The organism is Streptomyces sp. NPDC029041 (genome assembly GCF_040637515.1).
Taxonomy (GTDB): domain Bacteria; phylum Actinomycetota; class Actinomycetes; order Streptomycetales; family Streptomycetaceae; genus Streptomyces.
In genome coordinates this window covers 490,028-513,533 of sequence record NZ_JBEZWO010000008.1, presented here as the reverse complement: position 1 = coordinate 513,533, position 23,506 = coordinate 490,028, and the positions used below count along the sequence as shown (strand labels likewise).

The following is a 23,506-nucleotide window of genomic DNA, read 5'->3' as shown; positions in this document are numbered from 1 at the left end:
TCTTGCGACCGGCTAGTGGCCGACGATCACAGATGCAGAAGCATCCGACTGTTGCCCAAGGTGTTCGGTTTCACTCGTTCGAGTCCCAGGAACTCCGCGACACCCTCGTCATAGGAACGCAGCAGCTCCGCGTAGACATCCGTGTCGACGGGTGTCTCGCCGATCTCCACGAAGCCGTGCTTGGTGAAGAAGTCGACTTCGAAGGTCAGACAGAAAACGCGGCGAACACCGAGCCAACGGGCGGTCTGCAGCAACTTCTCCAGCACCCGGTGCCCGACGCCCGCGCCCTTCAGGCCGGGCTTCACCGCGAGAGTGCGGACTTCCGCGAGGTCTTCCCACATCACGTGCAGCGCACCGCAGCCGACGACCTCGGCGTTGTCGTCCCGTTCCGCGACCCAGAACTCCTGGATGTCCTCGTAAAGCGTCACCGTCGCTTTGTCGAGCAGGATGCGGTCGCGCACGTAGGCGTCAAGGAGGCCGCGCACGGCCGGGACATCGCTGGTGCGGGCCCGCCGGACGGTGATGGCTTTTGCGGTGACTTCGGGGCTGTTCGCGGACATGGCGGGACGCTATCGCCCGCCGAGGTCCTGAGGGGAGGCGGGGTTCTCCCCGGGACCTTCCCCGCGTTCCGGCCGTTCCGCCCGTTCCGAGGATTCCGACGGTTCGGTCGGTTCCTGGGTTTCCGGGCCCTGCACGATGCGCACGGCATCACTGAGAGACCGCCGTTGTTCCTCGCTCATCATGCCGAAGAACGCGACGAGAGCGGCGGCGGGGTTGTCGCTCTGCGACCAGGCGTCGTTCATCAGGGCGGCTGCGTAGGCGGCGCGGGTGGAGACCGCCTCATATCGATAGGCACGGCCTTCCGCCTCGCGGCGCACCCAGCCCTTCTGATGGAGATTGTCCAAAACGGTCATCACGGTGGTGTACGCGATGGACCGCTCCTTCTGAAGATCTTCCAGGACTTCTCGAACGGTCACCGGGCGGTTCCACTTCCACACCCGCGACATGACCGCGTCTTCGAGTTCTCCCAATGGGCGAGGCACAGCTCAGAACAATAGTGGGAGATCCCGGTAATGGCGTGGCGGACGTGCGCTTCACCGGCGAACGGGAACAAAAAGGGCGTACGGCTCGGAAGTGGCGGGCGCCCGCGGGGCGGGTCCGCCGAGTCGTACGCCCTCGGAGGGGGGTGGGTCAGGCGTCGGTCTTCGAAGGCGCCGTGCCGGACTGGCGGGCGCCCTCCGCGCGCGCGAGGGCGGCGTCCACGGCCGCGTCCTCCTTGGCCTTGTTGGCGCCGCCCTGGGTCTTCACGATCACCCGGATCACGCCGATGAAGAAGACGGCCATGACGACCGGAGGCAGCAGCGCGGAGACGTAGTCCATGGAGTCCAGGGTAGCCACGTCAGCCCGCGGCGAGCTGCTGGGGGTTCCCGGGTGGCGGCGGGGTCGGCTTGCGACGCGGGAAGACCTCGCCCGGGGTGGGGATCGGGCGGGAGGGCTTGGGCGTGCCGGGGGCGGGGGCCGGGGCGGGTTTGGGGGGTGCCGGCTTGCGTGTGGGCTTCTTCTCGGGCTGCTTCTCCGGACCGTCGGCGGCGGCGTCAACGGGGGCGCGGCGGCCGCCGGGGATCGACAGGAGGCGGGCGCGGGTGCGGATTTGGGCGTGGGGGGCGATGCCTGAGCCTGAGCCGGAGTGCGTGCGGGAGCCGGGAACGGCGGCCGCCGGGGCGGGTGCGGCGGGCGTGGGGGCGGGCGTGCAGCGGGCCAGGAGGGCTGCCGCGGCGGGATTGCCGCGCAGGGCGCGCAGGGCCGCGAGGTCGTCGGGGAGGGGGCGGTGACCGGCACCCAGGGCCTCGTCCAGGAGGGCGAGGTAGCCGGCGGCGGTGCCGGGGAGGGCGGCGCGGTAACGGCCCAGATCGGCCACGAGGAAGGCACGCAGCCTGGCCCCTTCCCGCAGCGCCTCGTCGAGCGACTCTGCGAGACGGAGACAGTCCTGGACGTCGTCGGCCGAGGCGGGGGCGGGGTGGAGGGCAAGGGCGAGGGCGCGGCGGAGCACACGCAGCTCCTCCACACCGAACGCCATGCCGCCGCGGGATCCGTGTGGCGTGGGCATGCGGCGACGATACGCGCTAATCAGACAAATCTCACATAGGGGGCACGGGTGTGGCGTGCGGGACCACTCGGGTGGGCGGGGTGCGCGGCTTCTGGGTGGGGTGCGTGTCTTCGCGTGTCGCTGGGTGGTGGGTCGGGGCCGCGCCGGGGGGTGTCCGTCCTCGGAACGTCGCGATGGGGTTGCGTGCCGACTGACTGTGCGTTGACGCGACAACCGCTGCGGGCGGACACCCCCCGACACGACCCCTTCCCGCCGTACGCGGGTGCGGGAGCGTCTCCGCTCAGCCTGCGGGCAGTCGTGCCGCCTGGGGCGGCACGGGTGGGCGCAGGCGGCACCACGCTCCGCCGGGTTGCGGACCCACCCGGCCCCGGCAAAGACGCCGAGCGGCGGCTCACATGCGTGACACGTTGCGCTCGTACACCAGGCGCAGCCCGATCAGCGTCAGCCACGGTTCGTGCTCGTCGATCACCGACGACTCGCCCAGCACCATCGGGGCCAGCCCGCCCGTCGCGATGACCGTGACGTCGTCGGGGTCGTCCGCCAGCTCGCGGGCCATGCGGTTGACCACGCCGTCGACCTGGCCGGCGAAACCGTAGATGACGCCCGACTGCATCGCCTCGACCGTGTTCTTGCCGATGACGCTGCGGGGCCGTGCCACCTCGATCTTGCGGAGCTGGGCGCCTCGGACGCCGAGGGCCTCGACGGAGATCTCGATGCCGGGTGAGATGACCCCGCCGACGTACTCACCGCGCGCGCTGACGGCGTCGAACGTCGTCGCCGTGCCGAAGTCGACGACGATCGCGGGACCGCCGTAGAGCTCGACCGCCGCGACCGCGTTGATGATGCGGTCCGCGCCGACCTCCTTGGGGTTGTCCATGAGGATCGGCACGCCCGTCTTGACGCCCGGCTCGACGAGGATGGCGGGCACGTCGCCGTAGTAGCGGCGGGTCACCTCGCGGAGCTCGTGCAGGACCGAGGGGACGGTGGCGCAGATGGCGATGCCGTCGATGCCGTCGCCCAGCTCGTCGCCGAGGAGCGGGTGCATGCCCATCAGGCCCTGGAGGAGGACCGCCAGTTCGTCGGCCGTGCGGCGCGCGTCCGTGGAGATGCGCCAGTGTTCGACGATCTCGTCGCCGTCGAACAGGCCGAGCACGGTGTGGGTGTTTCCCACGTCGATCGTCAGCAGCATGGCCCGTACCGCCCCTACTCCGCCGGCCGCAGGTCCAGGCCGATGTCCAGGATCGGCGAGGAGTGGGTGAGGGCTCCGACGGCGAGGTAGTCGACGCCGGTGTCCGCGTACGCCTTGGCGTTGTCGAGGGTGAGGCGGCCCGACGCCTCCAGGGCGGCGCGGCCCTGGACGATGGCCACCGCCTCCTCGCACTCGCCCGGCGTGAAGTTGTCCAGGAGGATCAGGTCGGCGCCCGCGTCCAGGACCTCGCGAAGCTGGTCCAGGGTGTCGACCTCGACCTCGATGGGCACGTCCGGGAAGCGTTCGCGGACCGCCTGGAAGGCCTGGGCGACGCCGCCCGCGGCGACCACGTGGTTGTCCTTGACCAGGGCCGCGTCCGAGAGGGACATGCGGTGGTTGACGCCGCCGCCGCAGCGGACCGCGTACTTCTCGAGGCTGCGCAGGCCGGGTGTCGTCTTGCGGGTGTCGCGGACCTTCGCCTTGGTCCCGTCGAGGGCGTCCGCCCACGCGCGCGTGGCCGTCGCGACGCCCGACAGGCGGCACAGGATGTTCAGCGCGCTGCGCTCGGCCGTGAGGAGGTCGCGGGTGCGGGTGGTGACCGAGAGGAGCTTCTGGCCCGCTTCGACGCGGTCGCCGTCCTCGGCGTGGCGCTCGATCTCGAGCTCCTCCTCGCAGACGACCGAGATGACCGCCTCGGCGACGCGCAGGCCGGACACGGTGCCCGCCTCGCGTGCGGTGAAGTCGGCCGTGGCCACCGCGTCCTCGGGAATGGTCGCCACCGTCGTCACGTCCACGCCGTGGGCCAGGTCCTCCTGGAGGGCCACGTTGGCGATGTCCTCGACCTCGACGGGGTCGAGACCGGCGTCGGCCAGGAGCTGGGCGAGTGCGGGGTCCAGGCCGCACTCCAGGTAGGCCTCGTCGTCCGCGCCGCAGGCGCAGCCGTCTCCGCAGCCTCCGGAGGAGGCGAGGGGAAGGTCGGGGGTGCTCACGTCGGTCACTGCTCCTGGGGGGCCTGGGTGGGGAGGGTCGGGGGAAAGTCTGTGGTGTCCGTGGTGTGCACGGCCAGCGTGCGGTCCGGATTCAGGGTCACGACGATGTGGCGCCGCCAGGCGTCGTCGTCGCGCTCGGGGCGGTCCTCGCGCCAGTGGCACCCCCGGGTCTCCTCGCGCAGCAGGGCGGCGGCGACCAGGACGCGGGCCACGCACAGCAGGTTGGTGGCCTCCCAGGTGTCGACGCCGGCCTCGGCCGTCCTGCCGTTCTCGGCGAGGGCCTCCCTGGCGTCGGTGTGCAGCCGCTGGAGCTGGTCGGCGGCCTTGGCGAGGGAGCCGGCCGAGCGCAGCACGCCCGCCCCGCCCGTCATGATCCGCTGGATCGCGAAACGGGCCTGAGCGGTTTGCAGGGGGTGCTCGGGGCTCTCCGGGTGCGGGACCGGCTGGGGCACGCGCGCGTGCAGGCCGTTCGCCGCGATGTCGGCCGCGATGCGCTCGGCGTAGACGAGGCCCTCGAGCAGGGAGTTGGACGCCAGACGGTTGGCTCCGTGCACGCCGGTGCAGGCGACCTCGCCGCACGCGTAGAGGCCCGGGACGGTCGTGCGGCCGTGGGAGTCCGTGCGGACGCCGCCGGAGGCGTAGTGGGCGGCCGGGGCGACCGGGATGGGGTCGGTGACCGGGTCGATGCCGTGGGCGCGGCATGCGGCCAGGATCGTCGGGAAACGGTGCTCCCACATGTCCGCGCCGAAGTGCCGGCCGTCGAGGTACATGTGTTCGGCGTCCTGCTCCAGCATGCGGCGCAGGATGCCCTTGGCGACGATGTCCCGGGGGGCGAGTTCGGCGAGTTCGTGCTGTCCGGCCATGAAGCGCACGCCGTCGGCGTCGATCAGGTGGGCGCCCTCGCCGCGCACGGCCTCGGAGACCAGGGGCTGCTGGCCCTCCGCGTCCGGGCCCAGGAACAGCACGGTCGGGTGGAACTGGACGAACTCCAGGTCGCTGACCTCCGCGCCGGCCCGCAGCGCGAGCGCCACGCCGTCGCCCGTCGACACCGACGGGTTGGTCGTCGCGGAGAAAACCTGGCCCATGCCGCCGGTCGCGAGGACCACGGCGGGGGCGTGGACGGCCCCGACGCCGTCGTGCGCGCCCTCTCCCATGACGTGCAGGGTCACGCCGGCGGTGCGGCCCTCGGCATCCGTGAGGAGGTCGAGGACGAGCGCGTTCTCGATGGTGCGCATGCCCCGCGCGCGTACGGCCTCGACGAGGGCGCGGGAGATCTCGGCGCCGGTGGCGTCACCGCCGGCGTGGGCGATGCGGCGGCGGTGGTGGCCGCCCTCGCGGGTCAGTTCGAGGTCGCCCTCGGAGGACTCGTCGAACCGCGCGCCGGTCTCGATGAGACGGCGCACGGCGTCGGGGCCCTCGGTGACCAGGAGCCGGACCGCGTCCTCGTCGCAGAGGCCGGCTCCCGCCACCAGGGTGTCGTCGAGGTGCTGTTCGGGGGTGTCGCCCTCGCCGAGCGCCGCGGCGATGCCGCCCTGGGCCCAGCGGGTGGAACCGTCGTCGAGGCGGGCCTTGGTGACGACGACCGTCCGCAGGCCGGCGGCCTCGCAGCGCAGGGCGGCGGTCAGTCCGGCGACCCCGGAGCCGACGACGACCACGTCCGCGGTGATGGACCACCCGGGGGCGGGGGCGTGCAGTCGTATGCCTGTGGTGCTCACGAGGCGGCTCCGAAACTGGTGAAGGTGAGCGGGACGTTGTCGATCAGCCGGGTCGCCCCGACCCGGGCGGCGACGGCGAGGATCGCGTCGCCGGTGAAGTCGTCCCCGATCTCGGTGAAGTCGGCCGGGTCCACCAGGGCGAGGTAGTCCAGCGCGAGCGGTGGTTCGAGGCGGGCGGCCTCGTCCAGGACCTGGCGGGCGGCGGCGCGGACGGCCGCCGGGCCGCCGGGGACGGCCGTCGCCACGGCGTGCGCGTCCGCCGCCGCGCGGGACTCGCCTATGGCGCTGAGCGCCTCGGCACGCGCACGCGTGGCGGGCACCTCACGCGCCCGGGCCCGCAGTGCCTCCTGTGCGGCGTGCCGGTCCTGGCCCGCGAACAGGGCACCGGACAGGGCGAGGGCGGTGCGCCGCTCGGCGGCCGACAGGTAGCGGTTGCGGCTGGACAGGGCCAGGCCGTCCTCCTCGCGGACGGTGGGCACCCCGACGATCTCCACGCCGAAGTTCAGGTCCCGCACCATGCGGCGGATCAGCGCGAGCTGCTGGGCGTCCTTCTGCCCGTACAGGGCCACGTCGGGGCGCGTGAGGTGCAGCAGCTTGGCGACGACGGTGAGCATGCCGTCGAAGTGGCCGGGGCGGGAGGAACCCTCCAGGCGCTCGCCCATGGGGCCCGCGGTGATGCGGACCTGGGGCTCGCCGCCCGGGTAGACCTCGTCCACGGCGGGCGCGAACACGACGTCCGCGCCCGACCGGCCGGCGAGTTCGACGTCGGCGTCCAGGGTGCGCGGGTAGCGGTCGAGGTCCTCGCCCCGGCCGAACTGCAGCGGGTTGACGAAGACGGTGACGACGACCTCGCCGTCCGGCCCGGCGAGGGTGCGCGCGGTACGGATCAGCGTGGCGTGGCCCTCGTGCAGCGCGCCCATGGTCATCACCACGGCGCGGCGGCCCGCACGCGCGCGTGCGTGCAGGTCGGCGGCGGTGCTGAGCACGGTGGTGGTCATCGGGCGTCCCCTTCGGTGCCGTCGGTGCCGTCGGTCCCGTCGGCGAGTACCCCGAGGAGATCCTCGGCCAGTTCCGGCTTCAGCAGGCCGTGCGCCAGGGCCCGGTCGGCGGTCGCGCGGGCCATCGCCAGGTACCCGGCGACGGCCTGCGGGGCGTGCCGGCGCAGCTCGGTGACGTGGGCGGCGACCGTGCCGGCGTCGCCGCGCGCGACCGGGCCGGTGAGGGCCGCGTCGCCGGAGCGCAGGGCGTTGTCCAGGGCCGCGCCGAGCAGCGGGCCGAGCATCCGGTCGGGAGCCGTGACGCCGGCCGCGCTCAGCAGCTCCATGGACTGGGCGACCAGCGTGACCAGGTGATTGGCGCCCAGGGCGAGCGCCGCGTGGTAGAGCGGACGGTTCTCCTCGGCGATCCACTCCGGCTCGCCGCCCATCTCGATGACCAGGGCCTCGGCGGCCAGGCGCAGTTCGTCGGGGGCGGTGACGCCGAAGGAGCAGCCGGCCAGCCGCTGGACGTCCACCGGCGTGCCCGTGAACGTCATCGCGGGGTGCAGGGCGAGCGGCAGGGCGCCCGCGCGCAGGGCCGGGTCGAGGACCCGTGCGCCGTACCGGCCGGAGGTGTGCACGAGGAGCTGCCCCGGCCGGACGGATCCGGTGTCGGCGAGGCCGGTGACGAGGTCGGGCAGGGCGTCGTCGGGGACGGTCAGCAGCACCAGGTCGGCCCGCTTCAGCACCTCGGCGGGCGGCATCACCGGCACGTCGGGCAGCAGGTGCGCGGCGCGGCGCCGGGAGGCGTCCGAGACGGCGGAGACGGCGACCGGGCGGTGCCCGGCGAGCTGCAGGGACGCCGCGAGCGCGGGCCCCACACGGCCGGCGCCGACGACGCCGACGGTGAGCCGCGCGGGGCGGTCCTTGGGGTCTGGCTGTGGGGTTGTGTTCACTCGACGGCGGCCTTCCCGTTCCAGTCCGCTCCGGGTACCGGACGATTTCTCGTCATGTTAACGCGATCGGTTCGAGGGGCGTTCGGTCGTCCACAGGCTGTGCATGCCGGTGCGGCATACCCGTCGCCGCATCCGGACATGGCGCCGCTTGCGGAAATGCGGATGCCCGGCCGCCCGCGCGCGGGGCAGGATCGCGGGCATGACGGATACGGCGGAGCACGACGCCCGGGTGACGGGCGAGAACCGGGTGACGGACGAGGGCTCGGTGACAGATGAGGGCTCGGTGGCGGACGAGGGCTCGGTGACCGGCGAGAGCGCGGTGACCGACGAGGACCGAGGGGCCCACGGGGACCGAGGGACCGACGAGGACCGGGTCGGGCGGCTGCGCGAGCGGCGGCTGGCCGCCCATCGCGGGGCCCGGCGCGTGTTCGCGCGCTTCGGCTTCCACCAGAGTCTCCGGGAGCGCCTGGCGCTGCTGGAGGAGGCGGCGGCCGTCCACGACCTCGACGAGCTGTCGGACGTGTACGGCGACGGTGTCGTCGAGGCGCTGGAGACGAAGGTCGCCGGGCTGCTCGGCACCGAGGCCGCCGCGTTCTTCCCGACGGGCACGATGGCCCAGCAGGTGGCCCTGCGCTGCTGGGCGGGCCGCACCGGGAACCCGACCGTCGCCCTGCACGCGCTCAGCCATCCCGAGGTGCACGAGCGGAACGCGTTCAGCGAGGTCGGCCGGCTGCGCCCGGTGCGGCTGACGAGCGAACCGCGGCTTCCGACCGCCGCCGAGGTGCGCGACTTCGAGGAGCCCTTCGGGGCGCTGATGATCGAACTGCCCCTCAGGGACGCCGGTTTCGTCCTCCCGGCCTGGGAGGAACTCACCGCGGTCGTCGAGGCAGCGCGGGAACGGGACGCGGTGGTGCACTTCGACGGGGCGCGCCTGTGGGAGTCCACCGTCCACTTCGGCCGCCCGCTGGAGGAGATCGCGGCCCTGGCCGACAGCGTCTACGTGTCGTTCTACAAGTCCCTCGAGGCCTTCGGCGGCGCGGCACTCGCGGGCCCGAAGGAGCTCGTCGAGGAGGCGAAGACCTGGCGGCACCGGTACGGCGGGATGGTCTTCCAGCAGTTCCCCACCGTGCTGTCGGCGCTGGTCGGGCTGGAGCGGCAACTGCCCCGGATGCCGGAGTACGTGGCCCACGCGCGCGTGGTGGCCGCCGCGATGCGCGAGGCGTTCGCGGCGGCCGGGGTGCCGTGGGCGCGAGTGCACCCCGAGGTGCCGCACACCCATGACTTCCAGGTGTGGCTGCCGTACGAGCCGGAGGTCCTCGGGGAGGCGGCGGTCCGCGTGGCCGAGGAGACGGGGGTCGTCCTGTTCGGAAACGGCTGGGACCGGGGCGGTCCCGGGCTGGCGCACACGGAGGTGCACGTGCGGGCCGACGGGCTGCAGTGGAGTGCCGAGGACGTGAAGGCGGCGGTGGCGGAATTCGTGGCCCGGCTGCCGGAGCAGGTCAGGTAAGGCGCCGCCACCGCCTCAGGGCGTCCCGGAGCGGGCTGCGGACCGGGCGGCCCGCAAGCGCGGCACGGAAGTTCCGTTCGTCGCGCCACTCCCTCACGACCTGCCAGTCGTGGGTGCCCGGCGCGGGCGGGGCGGGCTCGCCGAGGGAGCGGGCGCGGTAGGTGTCGAAGAGGTGCTGCTGTGTGATGCTCATGGTGAATGGCCTCTGCTGGACGGGGTGATGGAGGTCCGAAGGCTCCGCGGCTGCCCCGGTGGTCCCACCGTGCGTCCCAACGGGCAGCGGCGTCGCGTCGATTGACGGGGGACGTCAATCGACGGGGGCGTTGTCGGTGGCCGGGTGCACCATGAGGTCATGAGCGTGCACATCGACATCGAGGGGCTGCGGCCCGAGGCGGTCGCCGTCGTGCCGTCGCCCCTGGCCGAGCTCGGCATGGCCCTGCACGCGCTGTCCGAACCGGCGCACCACCCGGGCCTGCAGGGCTGGGTGACCGGGGTGACGGCCCGGCTCGACCCGCATCTGGCCGACCGGATGTGCGAGGCGGACTTCCTGTGGCGGACGACGTTCTCGGACCTGTTCCTGCCCTGGGCGGGCCTGCCGGACCGGCGCACGCTCCCGGCCGCGACCCTTGCCGAGGAGCTGGACCAGCTCGACAAGCTGTCCGACGAGCAGTTCGTGGACGCGGCGATGGAGTTCACGTGTGGCACCTGCTACGGCGACCAGGGACGGACGACGCTGTCCGACCCTGAGACCCGCCGCCGGGCACTGGAGCTGGCCGCCGCGCGCGGCCCGCGGCAACTGCGCTTCGGTGAGCGGCTGCTGGCGGACCCGCCCACGATCCGGGCCTGGCTGCGGCAGTTCCTGCGGGACTGCGAGGAGGCGTTCTTCGCGGAGGCCTGGTCCCGGCTGCGTCACCAGCTCGCGGCGGACGCCCGGCACAAGACGGATTTGCTGCGGCGCAAGGGCCTGGCCGAAGGGCTGGCCGCGGTGTCGCCGGCGATCACGCTCGACGCGGCCGGCACCCTGATCACGGTCGACAAGCTCGGCGACGGCCGTACGACCACGGGCGACGGCGGCCTGCTGCTCGTCCCGACGAGTCTCGGCTGGCCGCATCTGATGGTCCTGCACCGGTCCGGCTGGCAGCCGGTGCTGCACTACCCGGTGGGCCACCCGGAGCTCGCCGCACCGCAGGCACTCGAACAACTGGCCCTGCGGATGACCGCACTGTCCCATCAGGTGCGGATGCGCATGTGCCGCCATCTGGCCCGCAGCGCGCACACCACCAGCGAGCTCGCACAGGTGCTCGGCATGACGGCGCCGGAGATATCCCGGCACCTGGCCGTGCTGAAGAAGGCGGGCCTGATCACCACCCGCCGCCGCGGCCGCTACGTGCTGCACCAGCTGGACGTGACGGTGGTGGCCCGGCTCGGCAGCGAGTTCCTGGAAGGGATCCTCAGGTAACCGGCCCGCGCCGGCGGGCCGCCGGCCCGCCGCCCTCAGGTAACCGGCCCGCGCCGACGGGCCGCCGGCCCGCTCGGACGGGTCCGGTCGGGTCGGCGCGGACAGTCAGCCGTGCCCTCCGGCCCGCACCAGCCCCGTCTCGTAGGCCAGCACCACGACCTGCACCCGGTCCCTGAGCCCGAGCTTGGTCAGGATGCGGCCCACGTGCGTCTTCACCGTCGCCTCCGACAGCACCAGCCGCGCCGCGATCTCGCCGTTGGACAGGCCCTGCGCGACGAGCACCATGACCTCGCGCTCGCGGTCGGTGAGCCGCTCCAGCTCCTTGTGCCGGGGCTGCTGGGTGCCCGGCAGCATGGGGGCGAAGCGGTCCAGCAGCCGCCGGGTGGTGGAGGGCGCGACGACCGCGTCCCCGCTGTGCACGGCCCTGATCGCGGTCAGGAGCTCGGCCGGCGGGACGTCCTTGAGCATGAAGCCGGAGGCGCCCGCCTTCAGCCCGGAGAAGGCGTACTCGTCGAGGTCGAAGGTGGTCAGGATGAGCACCTTCGGCGGGTCGGTGTCCGCGCAGATCCGGCGGGTCGTCTCCACCCCGTCGAGCTTCGGCATGCGGACGTCCATCAGCACGACGTCGACCTCGGTCGTCCGCAGTTCCTGGAGGGCCTCGACGCCGTCACCCGCCTCGGCCACGACCTCCATGTCCGGCTGGGCGGCGAGCACCATCCGGAACCCGGTGCGCAGCAGCACCTGGTCGTCGACGAGCATCACGCGGATCGTCATCGGGCCTCTTCCATGTCGGGATCGTCCACAGGGGTCGTTTCAGTGCGTTACAGGGCGTTGCAGGTGTCGGCGAGGGGCGTGCGGCGGCGTCAGTGCGCGGGTTTGAGCGGCAGCAGGGCACTGATGCGGAATCCTCCGCCCGGGCGCGGGCCCGCGTCCAGGGTGCCGCCGACCATACCGACCCGCTCGCGCATGCCGATCAGCCCGTGGCCCTGGCCGTCGAACCCGCCCTCCTCGTACAGCTCGTGCGGGGCGCCCTTGCCGTCGTCCTCGACGAGCAGGCCGAGGCCGTCGTCGAAGTAGACCAGGCGCACGCTGGCGCCCGCGTTGGGCCCGCCGTGCTTGCGGGTGTTGGTGAGCGCCTCCTGCACGATGCGGTAGGCGGTGAGCTCCACGCCGCTGGGCAGCGGCCGGGGCGTGCCCTCGATCTTGAAGTCGACGGGCAGTCCGTGTCCCCGGCACTGCTCGACCAGGTCCTCGATCTGCTCGACGTCGGGCTGCGGCACGTACTCGCCGGCCTCCTGGTGCTCGCCGGTGCGCAGCACGCCGAGCAGGCGGCGCATCTCGGCGAGGGCCTGGCGGCCGGTGGAGGAGATGGTCTCCAGGGCCTTCTTCGCCTGGTCGGGCGCGGCGTCCAGGACGTAGGCGGCGCCGTCGGCCTGGACGACCATCACCGAGACGTTGTGCGCGACGACGTCGTGCAACTCGCGCGCGATCCGGGCCCGCTCGGCGGCGACGGCGACCTTGGACTGTGCCTCGCGCTCCTTCTCCAGGCGGGCGGCCCGCTCCTCCAGCTGCGCGAAGTAGGCGCGGCGGGTGCGGATGGAGTCGCCGAGCACCCAGGCGAGGGCGAAGGGGACCGTCTGGAGGACCGCCAGGGCGATGTCGCCCGCGACCCCCGTCTGCTCGTTCGACCAGCGCAGCTGCGCCAGGGGGGCCGCGCACAGGCCGGCGACCAGGGCGAAGCGGGAGGCCCACCGGGCCCCTTCCACCGCGACGGTGTAGACGATCACCAGCATGGCGAAGTCGGCGGGCAGGATCGCGACGTCGGTGACCAGCTGCGCCACGCCGACCGCCGCCGCGAGCAGCAGCATCTTCTCCGGCATCCGGCGGCGCAACGCGACCACCAGGCTCAGCAGCACCGTGATCGGGACGACCACGGACCAGGGGCCGACCTGCTCGGCCGCCGCTCCGCCCAGCACCGAAATCCCGAGGAGGACGACGGCCCAGGTGCCGTCGACCCACGTCGGGTGCCTGCGGAGGAAGTCATAGAGGCGCTGCACGTAACCCAGCGTAGGGAAGCGCGATAGGTGCAGGGGTCAACCGGAGGGCCGATCCGCACCGGGCGCGCGTACTCCGCAAGGTGGAGTTGCGTTCGTTCTGTCCACATAGCCTGGCCCGGTGACGGCAGGAACACGGGACGAGCGGGGCGAGCGGCACGAGGGGCAGGAGTGGCGCGGGTGGCGTGCGGCGGCGCAGGACGCGCTGTACGCGCCGGGGGGCTTCTACCGGCGCGTGGAGGGACCGGCCGGGCATTTCCGCACGTCCGTGCACGCGTCGCCGTTGTTCGCGGGGGCCGTGGCCCGGCTGCTGTGCCGGATCGACGAGGCGCTGGGGCGGCCCGCGAAGCTGGACTTCGTCGACATGGCGGCCGGGCGGGGCGAGCTGACGGGCGGGGTCCTCGCCGCGCTCCCCGCCGACGTGGCGGCGCGTACGCGCGCGTACGCCGTGGAGATCACCGAGCGGCCCACGGGGCTCGATCACCGGATCGAGTGGCTCGACGCACCCCCGGAGGGGGCGACCGGGTTGCTGTTCGCCAACGAGTGGCTGGACAACGTGCCCGTGGACGTCGTGGAGGTGGACGCCGAGGGCGTCGCGCGCCTCGTCATGGTCCGGCAGGACGGGACCGAGCTACTCGGGGAGCCGGCGGGCGGGGCGCCGGCGCGGTGGCTGGAGCGGTGGTGGCCGCTGCCCGGCGAGCAGGGGCTGCGCGCGGAGATCGGCCTGCCCCGGGACGAGGCCTGGGCCGGGGCGGTCGCGACGCTGCGGCGGGGGCTCGCCGTGGCCGTGGACTACGCGCACACGGCGGGCACCCGGCCGCCCTTCGGCACGCTCACCGGGTTCCGGGAAGGCCGCGAGACCGCCCCCGTCCCGGACGGCTCCTGCGACATCACGGCCCATGTCGCCCTGGACGCGTGCGCGCTGCCCGGCGGACGCCTGCTCCCCCAGCGCGAGGCACTGAACGCCCTGGACGTGACCGGCGCACGCCCCCCGCTGTCGCTGGCCTCCACCGACCCGGCCGCGTACGTACGCGCCCTCGCGAGCGCCGGTGAGGCCGCCGAGCTCACCGCGGCGGGCGGTCTCGGCGACTTCGGCTGGCTGGTCCAGCCGGTCGGGGTCGCGGACCCGTTCCCGGGGTGAGCCCCTGCCTTTCCGCGCGTGGGCCCTACTCGTGGGGCCCTACTTGTCGATGTCCCCGACCACGAAGAACATCGACCCCAGGATCGCCACCATGTCCGCGACCAGCGTCCCCGGCAGCAGCTCCGTCAGCGCCTGGATGTTGTTGTACGACGCCGAGCGCAGCTTCAGCCGGTACGGGGTCTTCTCGCCCCTGCTGACGAGGTAGTAGCCGTTGATGCCGAGCGGGTTCTCGGTCCAGGCGTACGTGTGCCCCTCGGGTGCCTTCAGGACCTTCGGGAGCCGCTGGTTGACCGGCCCGGGCGGCAGCTCGGCCAGCCGGTCGAGGCAGGCGTCGGCCAGGTCCAGCGCGTTGTGCGTCTGCTCCAGGAGGCACTCGAAGCGGGCGAGGCAGTCGCCCTCGGGCCGGGTGACCACCTTCAGGGTGTCCTGGAGGTCGCCGTAGGCGAGGTACGGCTCGTCCCGGCGCAGGTCGAAGTCGACGCCCGAGGCCCGCCCGATCGGCCCGCTCACCCCGTAGGCGTGCACGGCCTCCGGCGAGAGGGTGCCCACGCCCCGGGTCCTGCCCCGGAAGATCTCGTTGCCGAGCACCAGGTCGTCGAAGCGGTCCATGCGGGAGCGGACGTCGGCGACGGCGGTGCGTGCGCGCGTGGTCCATCCGGCCGGCAGGTCCTCCTTGAGGCCGCCGACGCGGTTGAACATGTAGTGCATCCGCCCGCCGGAGATCTCCTCCATGACGTGCTGGAGCTCCTCGCGCTCCCGGAAGGCGTAGAAGATCGGGGTGATCCCGCCGAGCTCCAGCGGGTACGAGCCGAGGAACATCAGGTGGTTGAGCACCCGGTTCAGCTCGGCGAGCAGCGTGCGCAGCCACACCGCGCGCTCGGGCACCTCCATGCCGAGCATCCGCTCCACGGCGAGGACGACGCCCAGTTCGTTGGAGAACGCCGACAGCCAGTCGTGCCGGTTGGCCAGCATGATGATCTGGCGGTAGTCGCGCGCCTCGAACAGCTTCTCCGCGCCGCGGTGCATGTAGCCGATCACCGGCTCCGCGTGCCGGATGCGCTCGCCGTCCAGGACGAGCTTCAGCCGCAGCACGCCATGGGTGGACGGGTGCTGGGGCCCGATGTTGAGCACCATGTCGGTGCTCTCCGCGGCGCCGCCGATTCCGACCATGGTCTCCGTCGTAGGAGTCATGGACACAGTCTCTCCTACGTACGCTGGCCCCATGGATACGGGGAGTCCGCACGAGGTGGGGCCGGACGGGACACAGGGCACGGTCGAGGCGGCCGGGGACGAGCCGGTGTGGATCGCACTGCCGCCCGGGCTGCTGAAGATGCGCCGGCTGCTGCTGGTCGTGTGGCTCGGGCTGATCGCCCTGGCGGCCGGGCTGCTGCCGGGGCTGCTGGCCGGTCCCGCCTGGGCCGCCTTCGCCCTGCCGCCGCTGGCGCTGCTGGCCTGGGGCTGGGTGATGACCGAGCGCAACTGGCGTTCCTGGCGGTACGCCGAGCGGGCCGACGACCTGCTGATCAGCCGGGGCGTGCTGTGGCGCGAGGAGACGGTCGTGCCGTACGGGCGGATGCAGCTGGTCGAGGTCACGTCCGGGCCCGTGGAGCGGCACTTCGGGCTGGCCAGCGTGCAGCTGCACACGGCCGCCGCGGCCACCGACGCGACGATCCCCGGCCTGGACCCGGCCGAGGCGGAACGGCTGCGCGACCGGCTCACCGAGCTGGGCGAAGCCCGGTCGGCGGGGCTGTGACGGCGCCGGAGGCCGCCGGGGCCCCGGAGGCCGCCGCCGAGGTGGTGGAGCGGCGGCTGCACCCCGTCACCCCGCTGCGCCGCGCCTGGGCACCGGTCGCCGTGCTCATCGGCTGGGCCGTGCACGACCCCGACGGGGCGCAGCGCCATCTGACCCGGCTGACCACGACCACGCTGCTGATCGGCCTCGCCGTGCTCGTCCCGGCCGCCGCCCTCTACGGCTTCTGCTCCTGGTGGTTCACGCACTTCGCGGTGACCGGGACCGAACTGCGCGTCCGTACCGGGCTCGTCTTCCGGCGGACCGCGCACATCCGGCTGGAGCGGATCCAGGCCATCGACGTCACCCAGCCGCTGCTGGCCCGGGTCGCGGGTGTCGCCAAGCTCAGACTCGACGTCATCGGCACCGACAAGAAGGACGAGCTGGCCTTCCTAGGCGCGGACGAGGCACGGACGCTGCGGGCCGAACTGCTCGCCCGGGCGGCCGGTTTCGCGCCCGAGACCGCGCACGAGGTGGGTGAGGCACCGTCCCGGCGGCTGCTGCGGGTGCCGCCCGGCGTGCTCGCCCTGTCGCTGGTGCTGACGGGTGCCACGTGGATGTCACTGGCCGCGGCGCTCGTCGTCCCGCCGGTGCTGTGGCTGGTCACCCACAGCCTGTGGACGGTCCTCGCGGTCGCCCTGCCGCTGCTGGGCACGGCGGGGGCGAGCAGCGTGGGGCGGTTCGTCGCCGAGTACGACTGGACGGTGGCCGAGTCGCCCGACGGGCTGCGCATCGACCACGGGTTGCTGGACCGGGCCCACGAGACGGTGCCGCCGGGGCGCGTGCAGACCGTGCGGATCGTGGAGCCGCTGCTGTGGCGGCGGCGCGGCTGGGTGCGGGTGGAGCTGGACGTGGCCGGTTCGTCCAACTCCGTGCTGGTGCCGGTCGCCCCGCGCGAGATCGCCGAGGACGTCGTCGCGCGCGTGCTGCCGGGGGTGAGCGTGCCGGGGCCCGCGGCCCTGTCACCGGCGCCGCGCGGCGCCCGCTGGTGCGTGCCGCTGTGGTGGCGCGGCTACGGACTCGCCGTCACGGACGCGGTGTTCGCGGCCCGGTCCGGGCTGCTGCGACGCAGCCTGGCGCTGGTGCCGCACGCCAAGGTGCAGAGCGTGCGGATGACGCAGGGGCCGTGGGAGCGGGCCCGGGGCGTGGCCGACGTGTGCGTGGACACGGGCGCGAACAAGACGGTGCGGGCCCGGCTGCGGGAGGCCGGTGAGGCGCGCGAGCTGCTGGCCGCGCAGGCGGAGCGGTCCCGGACGGGGCGCAGGGACGCGCGGCCCGACCGGTGGATGGCGTGAGGGCCGAACGGCGAAGGGCCCCTCGGTCATGACCGAGGGCCCTTCGTCACCACGGGCTTCAGGACACCGCGCTGCGCAGTCCCTGTACGTCGATCTGCTCGGTCTCGTCGTGTGCCGTCAGGTCGATGACCTGGCCGATGCCGCGCGACTCCTCGTCGGCCGGCTTGTAGCGGGCCTCGGTCTCGGCCTTGTGCAGGGCGAGCGCCTCCTGGCCGACGACATCGGCGAGGTCCTCGTTCTGCACGGCCTCCAGGGCCGCCGGGGACGTACCGGCCTTCGTGCCGAAGAAGTCGAACCCGCCCCCGGCCTGCGGGCGCCGCACCGGCGCCTGCGGCGGAACGGCCACGGCGGTCGGCACGGTGTAGTGCCCGGAGAGCCGGCCGGCGGGCTGCTCGGGCCGGGCGGACCGGTCGGGGCGCTCGGGCTGGCCGGGGCCGGTGACCTGTTCGGCCCGGGCAGACTCCTCGGGGCGCGCGGATTGCGGGAGTTGCCCTGACTCGATCCCCCCGGCCGGCACGGAGGACCCGGCCTCGTCGGCCGGCACGGTTCCCGCCACCGGCACGGTCGTCTCGGCCGCCGCGCGCTCGTGGCCGTCGGCCGCCTCGGACCGCTCCCGTGCCTCGCCGTCCTGCGCCTGCTCCCGCTGCTCCGCCTGGTCCCGCTCCGGCCCCTGCACGGCCTCCGGGACCTCGTCCTCGTCCTTGTCCTCGTCCTTCGGCACGCCGTCGCCGTCGCCGCCGCCGTCCGGGTCCGGCACCGTCTCACCGTCGAACCGGGCGAGTGCGGCCGCGGCCCGCCGGAACAGGCGGGAGCCCTCCGGGGAGAACACGGCGGGCACCGCGGGCTGCTCCTCGACGCCGAGTGCGGCAGGCGCGGCGGGCGCCTCGTCCGGCTCCGGCGATGCCGCCACCGCGTCCGGCGCCCCGGCCGGCAGCGCGGCCCGGACCGGAGCCGTCGCCTCTATCTCGAGGACCCGGCGTTCCTCCAGGACGCTCGCGCGTTCCGCCTCCGCCGTGGCGTACCGGCGCAGCAGCGCGGCGTGTTCGTTGCGCAGTCCGGCCAGCTCCGTGCGCTTGGCGCGCAGCCGCTGCTCCAGCTTCGCGCGCAGCTCGCGCGACTCCTCGAGGTCGGCCTCCAGTTCGGCGACGCGTTCCTCGAAGCGCCATTCGTCGCTCGCCCGCGCGCGCGTGAGGTCGGCGACGCGCTTGCCCGCCTGGGTGTCCCAGCGGCGCAGCACGACCGCGCCGATGACCGCCGTCGCCGCGGCGGCCGCGGCCAGACCGCGGAGCACCATCGGCTCCGTGAACACCCAGGGCCCCAGGGCGCAGACGAGGGAGACGCCTGCGATCGCCGACGGGGGCAGCATCCTGTGCAGGGGCGGGGAATGGCGGTGACGTCCACGTGGCATGGCCAGAAACTTACCGCGCGTAGGCGATTCATGGTGACCCACCCCGCAAAAACAAAGCCGTACCGAAACGTTCACACCACTTCAGAACTCGGCAACAACCGGAATCGTCCGCTCACTCCATTCTCAAGATCATTCTCAAGGCCCGGTCAGCCGCCCGCTCATCCACTCCAGGGCCGCCGGAATCTCGCGCCGCCAGGTGTTGAAGTTGTGCCCGCCGCTTTCGAGGATGATCGACGAGATCCGCGTCCCCCCGGTGCCCTCCACCCGCTCGATGAACCTCAGCGTGTCCTTGTAGTTGGTCTCTCCCTGTTTGCTGCTGCTGACCAGCAGGGAGGTATCGGGAGCGGGCTCGTGCGCGAGGTACCACTGCAGATCCGCGCGATTGCGCAACGCCTTGTCGCCCTGGAAGAGATCGCCTGTCGTGGCGTCGATCGGTGCCTTGTAGTAAGCCGACAGGCCGGCCCCGGCGGCGTAGACACCGGGATGGTGCAGGGCGATCTTCAAGGCGCAGTAACCCCCGGTGGAGTTGCCGATGATGCCCAGACCGCCCGGCTTTTCGGCCACCCTGTAGTGCGTGCGCAACGCGTCGGGAAGATCCTTCGCGAAGAACGACTCGGTCTGCGGACCGCCCGGGACGTCGACGCACTCCGTGTCCCGGGGCGGTGCCACGGTCGGCCGCAGCATCACGAGGATCATCGGCTTCGCCCGGCCCGCCCGCGCCAGTTCCAGGGCCGTACGCGGATAGCGGAGCTTTTCCACCAGCGCCGAGGCCGTACCCGGATAACCCGTCAGCACGACGGCGGTGGGAAAGCGCTGGGTGCGATACCGCGGCTGGAAGTACTCCGGCGGCAGATAGACGTACGCGGGTGTGGCGATGTGCGTCGTACGGCCCACGATGTCGACGTGCTGGATCCGGCCGCCGGCCTGCGGCAGCGCACCGCCCGCCCCCGGCACCCGGCGTGAGCCGAGCACCTTCAGCGGACCGCCGCCCGGGGTGTGGTCGACGACCACGCCCTGGTCCTTCTCCTGCCCGAACAGGTCCGCCCAGCTCGCGTAGAACCCGAAGGACTGATTGGCGGCCAGGCCCACCGCGGCGAACAGCGCCACCTGGGTGCCCAGCAGCAGGGCGACCCGCCCGCTCACGGCACGCAGGCTGCGCCGGGCCAGCCGCGGCCACAGCCACACCGTGCCGGCGAACAGCAGCACGGCGGACAGCACGGCCAGTGCCAGCACCTCGTTGCTCGTCAGACCCATGGATCGGTCACCTGTCCGCGCTCTCCGCCCGGGCCGCACCCCCTGACACCTTCGCAAGGGCTTGTCCCGGACTTTCCTCGGCCTTTGAAACGCCTTTGACGTGGGGAGTGAACCTCTCTCCCCGAGACACCGTCCTAGAGGGCGCAATGTCGCCGGATGCCCCAATCGGCACCGGATCCAAGGTCTCTCGCAGAACTACGGGATGCGATGTCTGTCAGGACAGATGAGGAAATGTCGGGTGGGGTTCCGCGTCGCGGCAGCGGCACGGCCCACCCGGGCCGGATGAGCCGGATACTGAGCGGACCGCGCCCCGAGGCCGTCCCCGCCCTCGTCGGCAGAGCCTGCGCCCTGGTGGGCGTCCTGGACATCGCCGCGGGCGTCTTCCCCCGCTTCCGGCACAGCAGGATGCACGCCGTCGCCGAGGTCCTGCCCGGCGCGCTCGGCCCGTTCGCGGCCGCCCTCTCCCTCAGCACCGGCGTGCTGTTGCTGCTGCTCGCCCACGGCCTCAAGCGCGCCAAGCGCCGGGCCTGGCGGGCGGCGGTGGCACTGCTGCCCGCCGGTGCCGTCGCCCAGTTCACCTACCGGCACTCGCTCGTCGGCGTCCTGATCTCCCTGCTGCTGCTCGCTCCCCTGCTGCGCCACCGCGACCAGTTCAACGCCCTGCCCGACCCGCGCAGCCGCTGGAAGGCCCTCGCCAACTTCGTGCTCATGAGCGCAGGTTCACTCGCGCTCGGACTGCTCGTCGTCAGCGTCCACAGCGGACGCATCATCGGCGACCCCAGCCTCGCCGACCGCATCACCCACGTCATCTACGGCCTGTTCGGCTTCGAAGGCCCGGTCGCCTACCGGGGCGACACCTCCTGGACCGTCGCCTTCTCCCTCGGCGCCCTCGGCCTGCTCACCGCCGTCACCACCATCTACCTGGCCTTCCGCCCCGAGCACCCGGCCGCACGGCTCACCGAGGAGGACGAGGCCCTGCTGCGCGCCCTGCTGGAGAAGCACGGGCGCCGCGACTCCCTCGGCCACTTCGCGCTGCGCCGCGACAAGGCCGTCGTCTTCTCCCCCAGCGGCAAGGCGGCGGTGACCTACCGTGTCGTCGCCGGCGTGATGCTCGCCAGCGGCGACCCGATCGGCGACGTCGAGGCCTGGCCCGGCGCCATCGAACGGTTCATGGACGAGGCCAGGGCCCACTCCTGGACCCCCGCCGTCATGGGCTGCTCCGAGACCGGAGGCGAGGTGTGGACCCGCGAGACCGGGCTCGACGCCCTCGAACTGGGCGACGAGGCGGTGGTGGACGTCGCGGATTTCTCCCTCGCCGGCCGCGCGATGCGCAACGTGCGCCAGATGGTCAAGCGCATCGAGCGCGCCGGTTACGAGACCCGGGTACGACGTGTCCGTGACCTCGGCGAGGCCGAGCTGGAACGCGTCCGCCGCGCCGCCGACGACTGGCGCGGCACCGACACCGAACGCGGCTTCTCCATGGCCCTGGGCCGCGTCGGCGACCCCGCCGACGGCGACTGCCTCATCGCCACCGCCCACAAACAGGACGACCACCCGGGCCCCTACGGCGACCTGAAGGCGATCCTGCACTTCGTGCCGTGGGGCACCGACGGCGCCTCCCTGGACCTGATGCGCCGCGACCGCTCGGCCGACCCCGGCATGAACGAGCTGCTCATCGTCGCCGCCCTCCAGGCCGCCCCCCGGTTCGGCATCACCCGCGTCTCCCTCAACTTCGCCATGTTCCGCGCGGCACTGGCCCGCGGCGAGAAGATCGGCGCCGGCCCGGTGCTGCGCGCCTGGCGCGGACTGCTGGTCTTCCTCTCCCGCTGGTTCCAGATCGAGTCGCTCTACAAGTTCAACGCCAAGTTCCAGCCACGCTGGGAGCCGCGCTTCGTCGTCTACCGCGCCCCGGCCGACCTGCCCCGGATCGGTTTCGCCGCCATGCAGGCCGAAGGCTTCGTCTCCCTCGCCCTGCCCCTGCCGCGCTTCCTGCGCCGCCGGCGCCTGACCACACCCCGCCCCTGCGCCCACGGCACCCCGGCGGAACGGGACGTCCGTGCGGCGTGAGACCGCCCCGCGGCGGGACCGTCACCCGGGCCGCAGCGCCGGACGGCCCCCGCCGGGGCCTACGCTGAACATATGAGCAACCTGAGCGGACGCGGGCGCGTGGCGGGCCTACCGGAACAGGACCGCTGCGCGGTCATGGGGGTCGTGAACGTCACCCCGGACTCCTTCTCCGACGGCGGCCGCTTCTTCGACACCACGGCCGCCGTCAAACGCGGCCTCGGCCTGGTCACCGAGGGCGCGGACCTGGTCGACGTGGGCGGCGAGTCCACCCGCCCCGGCGCCACCCGGGTCGACGAGGACGAGGAGCTGCGGCGCGTCATCCCCGTCGTCCGCGGCCTGGCCTCCGAGGGCGTCACCGTCTCCGTCGACACCATGCGCGCCTCCGTCGCCGAACGGGCCCTCGCATCCGGCGCCGCCCTCGTCAACGACGTCAGCGGAGGGCTCGCCGACCCCCGCATGATCCCGGCCGTCGCCGACGCCGGCGCCCCCTTCGTCGTCATGCACTGGCGCGGCTTCCTCCAGGGCGGCAACGTCAGGGGCGAGTACGCCGACGTCGTCACCGAGGTCGTCGACGAACTGCACGCGCGCGTGGAGGCCGTCCTGGCCGGCGGCATCGCCCCCGACCGCGTCATCGTCGACCCCGGCCTCGGCTTCTCCAAGGACGCCGAACACGACCTCGCCCTCCTCGCGGGCCTCGACCGGGTCCTCGCCCTCGGCCACCCGCTGCTCGTCGCCGCCTCCCGCAAACGCTTCCTCGGCCGGGTCCTCGCCGGCCCCGACGGCCCGCCGCCGCCCGCGCGCGAACGCGACGCGGCCACCGCGGCCGTCTCCGCGCTCGCGGCACACGCCGGCGCATGGGCGGTCCGCGTCCACGAGGTGCGCGCCACCGCGGACGCCGTACGGGTCGCCCGCGCCGTCGAAGGAGCCCGCACCGGCGCAGAAGGAGCCCGGTGAGCGCCCCGCACACCGACGTCGAACAGGTCGAGGCCGCCAACACCGCCTTCTACGAGGCACTGGAGCAGGGCGACTTCGAGGAGCTCGCGTCGCTCTGGCTGACCCCCTCCGACCTGGGCGTCGACGAGACCTACCACGACCCGGCCGACACCGGCGTGGTCTCCTGCGTGCACCCCGGCTGGCCCGTGCTCACCGGCCGCGGCGAGGTCCTCAGGTCGTACGCGCTGATCATGGCGAACACCGACTACATCCAGTTCTTCCTGACCGACGTGCACGTCTCGGTCACCGGCGACACCGCCCTGGTGAACTGCACGGAGAACATCCTCAGCGGCGGCCCCGCGCCCGAGGGCGCCGGCGAGGAGCTCGGCCCGCTCGTCGGACAGCTCGTGGTCGCCACCAACGTGTTCCGGCGCACGCCCCAGGGGTGGAAGATCTGGTCACACCACGCTTCCCCCGTCCTGGCGGAAACAGACGAGGACGAGCAGGACGACACCCCCGACTGAGTGGGTACGCGCCAGGAAGTGGTTGGAATCACGGACGCCCGGGTAGGGGCGGCTACCAACCTGTGCACCGGCGCCTTCCCCAGGGGAAACGCCGGATGAACCCTGCCGGACCCGGCGCCGGCCCAGGCCCCCGCGGCCCGGC

General features: G+C 73.3%; 23 protein-coding genes. 8 read left to right on the top strand and 15 right to left on the bottom strand.

The features are described from left to right. Window positions 1-26: 26 nt before the first annotated feature. The 9 genes from AB0F04_RS23650 to AB0F04_RS23610 all read right to left on the bottom strand — a co-directional run bounded on the left by AB0F04_RS23650 (window position 27) and on the right by AB0F04_RS23610 (window position 7,933). A complete protein-coding gene (locus tag AB0F04_RS23650; RefSeq protein ID WP_362044192.1) occupies window positions 27-560 on the bottom strand; it encodes an amino-acid N-acetyltransferase in 534 nt (177 codons plus the stop codon). 9 nt (window positions 561-569) lie between these two features. Then, on the bottom strand, window positions 570-1,007 hold the full coding sequence (locus tag AB0F04_RS23645) for a BlaI/MecI/CopY family transcriptional regulator (RefSeq protein ID WP_362044190.1): 438 nt from the start codon (window positions 1,005-1,007) through the stop codon (window positions 570-572). 184 nt (window positions 1,008-1,191) lie between these two features. Further along, on the bottom strand, window positions 1,192-1,380 hold the full coding sequence (locus AB0F04_RS23640) for a hypothetical protein (RefSeq protein WP_053673925.1): 189 nt from the start codon (window positions 1,378-1,380) through the stop codon (window positions 1,192-1,194). Window positions 1,381-1,399: 19 nt separating this feature from the next. Further along, the gene (locus AB0F04_RS23635) at window positions 1,400-2,107 is read right to left on the bottom strand and encodes a hypothetical protein (protein ID WP_362044188.1); all 708 of its coding nucleotides are present in this window, start codon (window positions 2,105-2,107) and stop codon (window positions 1,400-1,402) included. 391 nt (window positions 2,108-2,498) lie between these two features. Further along, the gene (locus AB0F04_RS23630) at window positions 2,499-3,296 is read right to left on the bottom strand and encodes a type III pantothenate kinase (protein WP_362044186.1); all 798 of its coding nucleotides are present in this window, start codon (window positions 3,294-3,296) and stop codon (window positions 2,499-2,501) included. A gap of 14 nt (window positions 3,297-3,310) precedes the next feature. After that, window positions 3,311-4,285 (bottom strand): carboxylating nicotinate-nucleotide diphosphorylase, encoded by a 975-nt coding sequence (gene nadC, locus AB0F04_RS23625; RefSeq protein WP_362044184.1) that lies wholly within the window; start codon window positions 4,283-4,285, stop codon window positions 3,311-3,313. Window positions 4,286-4,290: 5 nt separating this feature from the next. Beyond that, window positions 4,291-6,000 carry an L-aspartate oxidase gene (locus AB0F04_RS23620; protein WP_362044182.1) on the bottom strand — a complete coding sequence of 570 codons (1,710 nt, stop codon included), beginning with the start codon at window positions 5,998-6,000 and terminating at the stop codon, window positions 4,291-4,293. Beyond that, window positions 5,997-6,998, bottom strand: a complete 1,002-nt coding sequence (gene panC / locus AB0F04_RS23615; protein WP_362044180.1) for a pantoate--beta-alanine ligase — start codon at window positions 6,996-6,998, stop codon at window positions 5,997-5,999. Before panC ends, AB0F04_RS23620 begins: the two co-directional genes overlap by 4 nt. After that, on the bottom strand, window positions 6,995-7,933 hold the full coding sequence (locus tag AB0F04_RS23610; protein ID WP_362044178.1) for a DUF2520 domain-containing protein: 939 nt from the start codon (window positions 7,931-7,933) through the stop codon (window positions 6,995-6,997). Before AB0F04_RS23610 ends, panC begins: the two co-directional genes overlap by 4 nt. 199 nt (window positions 7,934-8,132) lie before the next feature. Between AB0F04_RS23610 and AB0F04_RS23605 the strand changes: the two genes are divergently transcribed. Further along, on the top strand, window positions 8,133-9,440 hold the full coding sequence (locus tag AB0F04_RS23605; protein ID WP_362044176.1) for a beta-eliminating lyase-related protein: 1,308 nt from the start codon (window positions 8,133-8,135) through the stop codon (window positions 9,438-9,440). Here the strand turns inward: AB0F04_RS23605 and AB0F04_RS23600 are convergent. Further along, entirely contained in the window at window positions 9,433-9,633 is a 201-nt protein-coding gene (locus AB0F04_RS23600) for a hypothetical protein (RefSeq protein WP_362044174.1), read from the bottom strand. The two genes, AB0F04_RS23605 and AB0F04_RS23600, sit on opposite strands and share 8 nt — an antisense overlap. A gap of 159 nt (window positions 9,634-9,792) precedes the next feature. Between AB0F04_RS23600 and AB0F04_RS23595 the strand changes: the two genes are divergently transcribed. Beyond that, window positions 9,793-10,899, top strand: a complete 1,107-nt coding sequence (locus tag AB0F04_RS23595; protein WP_362044171.1) for a DUF5937 family protein — start codon at window positions 9,793-9,795, stop codon at window positions 10,897-10,899. 105 nt (window positions 10,900-11,004) lie between these two features. On the opposite strand, the gene AB0F04_RS23590 is transcribed toward AB0F04_RS23595, so the two are convergent. Together AB0F04_RS23590 and AB0F04_RS23585 are read right to left on the bottom strand one after the other, a co-directional pair. Then, window positions 11,005-11,673, bottom strand: coding sequence for a response regulator transcription factor (locus tag AB0F04_RS23590; RefSeq protein ID WP_053669760.1), 669 nt, complete (start codon window positions 11,671-11,673; stop codon window positions 11,005-11,007). Between the two features lie 89 nt (window positions 11,674-11,762). Further along, window positions 11,763-12,956, bottom strand: a complete 1,194-nt coding sequence (locus tag AB0F04_RS23585) for a sensor histidine kinase (RefSeq protein WP_362044169.1) — start codon at window positions 12,954-12,956, stop codon at window positions 11,763-11,765. Window positions 12,957-13,074: 118 nt separating this feature from the next. Between AB0F04_RS23585 and AB0F04_RS23580 the strand changes: the two genes are divergently transcribed. Next, a complete protein-coding gene (locus AB0F04_RS23580) occupies window positions 13,075-14,094 on the top strand; it encodes an SAM-dependent methyltransferase (protein ID WP_362044168.1) in 1,020 nt (339 codons plus the stop codon). Window positions 14,095-14,133: 39 nt separating this feature from the next. Here AB0F04_RS23580 and AB0F04_RS23575 read toward each other — a convergent pair whose 3' ends face one another. Beyond that, the gene (locus AB0F04_RS23575) at window positions 14,134-15,285 is read right to left on the bottom strand and encodes an NADH-quinone oxidoreductase subunit D (protein ID WP_362044166.1); all 1,152 of its coding nucleotides are present in this window, start codon (window positions 15,283-15,285) and stop codon (window positions 14,134-14,136) included. Between the two features lie 31 nt (window positions 15,286-15,316). Here AB0F04_RS23575 and AB0F04_RS23570 point away from each other — a divergent pair, with 31 nt between their 5' ends. Both AB0F04_RS23570 and AB0F04_RS23565 read left to right on the top strand, forming a co-directional pair. Continuing rightward, a complete protein-coding gene (locus tag AB0F04_RS23570; protein ID WP_362044164.1) occupies window positions 15,317-15,847 on the top strand; it encodes a PH domain-containing protein in 531 nt (176 codons plus the stop codon). Beyond that, window positions 15,844-17,178 carry a PH domain-containing protein gene (locus AB0F04_RS23565; protein WP_362044162.1) on the top strand — a complete coding sequence of 445 codons (1,335 nt, stop codon included), beginning with the start codon at window positions 15,844-15,846 and terminating at the stop codon, window positions 17,176-17,178. The genes AB0F04_RS23570 and AB0F04_RS23565 overlap by 4 nt, the downstream gene beginning before the upstream one ends. A 58-nt stretch (window positions 17,179-17,236) precedes the next feature. Here the strand turns inward: AB0F04_RS23565 and AB0F04_RS23560 are convergent, their stop codons facing one another. Both AB0F04_RS23560 and AB0F04_RS23555 read right to left on the bottom strand, forming a co-directional pair. Next, window positions 17,237-18,586, bottom strand: a complete 1,350-nt coding sequence (locus tag AB0F04_RS23560; protein WP_362044160.1) for a hypothetical protein — start codon at window positions 18,584-18,586, stop codon at window positions 17,237-17,239. A 135-nt stretch (window positions 18,587-18,721) separates the two neighbouring features. Next, window positions 18,722-19,840, bottom strand: a complete 1,119-nt coding sequence (locus AB0F04_RS23555) for an alpha/beta hydrolase-fold protein (protein WP_362044158.1) — start codon at window positions 19,838-19,840, stop codon at window positions 18,722-18,724. A 231-nt stretch (window positions 19,841-20,071) separates the two neighbouring features. On the opposite strand from AB0F04_RS23555, the gene AB0F04_RS23550 reads away from it, so the two are divergent. The 3 genes from AB0F04_RS23550 (at window position 20,072) to AB0F04_RS23540 (ending at window position 23,364) form a co-directional block, all read left to right on the top strand. Next, window positions 20,072-21,907 (top strand): phosphatidylglycerol lysyltransferase domain-containing protein, encoded by a 1,836-nt coding sequence (locus tag AB0F04_RS23550; RefSeq protein ID WP_362044156.1) that lies wholly within the window; start codon window positions 20,072-20,074, stop codon window positions 21,905-21,907. A gap of 72 nt (window positions 21,908-21,979) precedes the next feature. Continuing rightward, window positions 21,980-22,861, top strand: a complete 882-nt coding sequence (folP, locus tag AB0F04_RS23545; RefSeq protein ID WP_362044154.1) for a dihydropteroate synthase — start codon at window positions 21,980-21,982, stop codon at window positions 22,859-22,861. Continuing rightward, complete coding sequence (locus tag AB0F04_RS23540; RefSeq protein WP_362044152.1) at window positions 22,858-23,364, top strand: nuclear transport factor 2 family protein; 507 nt, start codon at window positions 22,858-22,860, stop codon at window positions 23,362-23,364. The genes folP and AB0F04_RS23540 overlap by 4 nt, the downstream gene beginning before the upstream one ends. The last annotated feature ends 142 nt before the right edge of the window (window positions 23,365-23,506 follow it).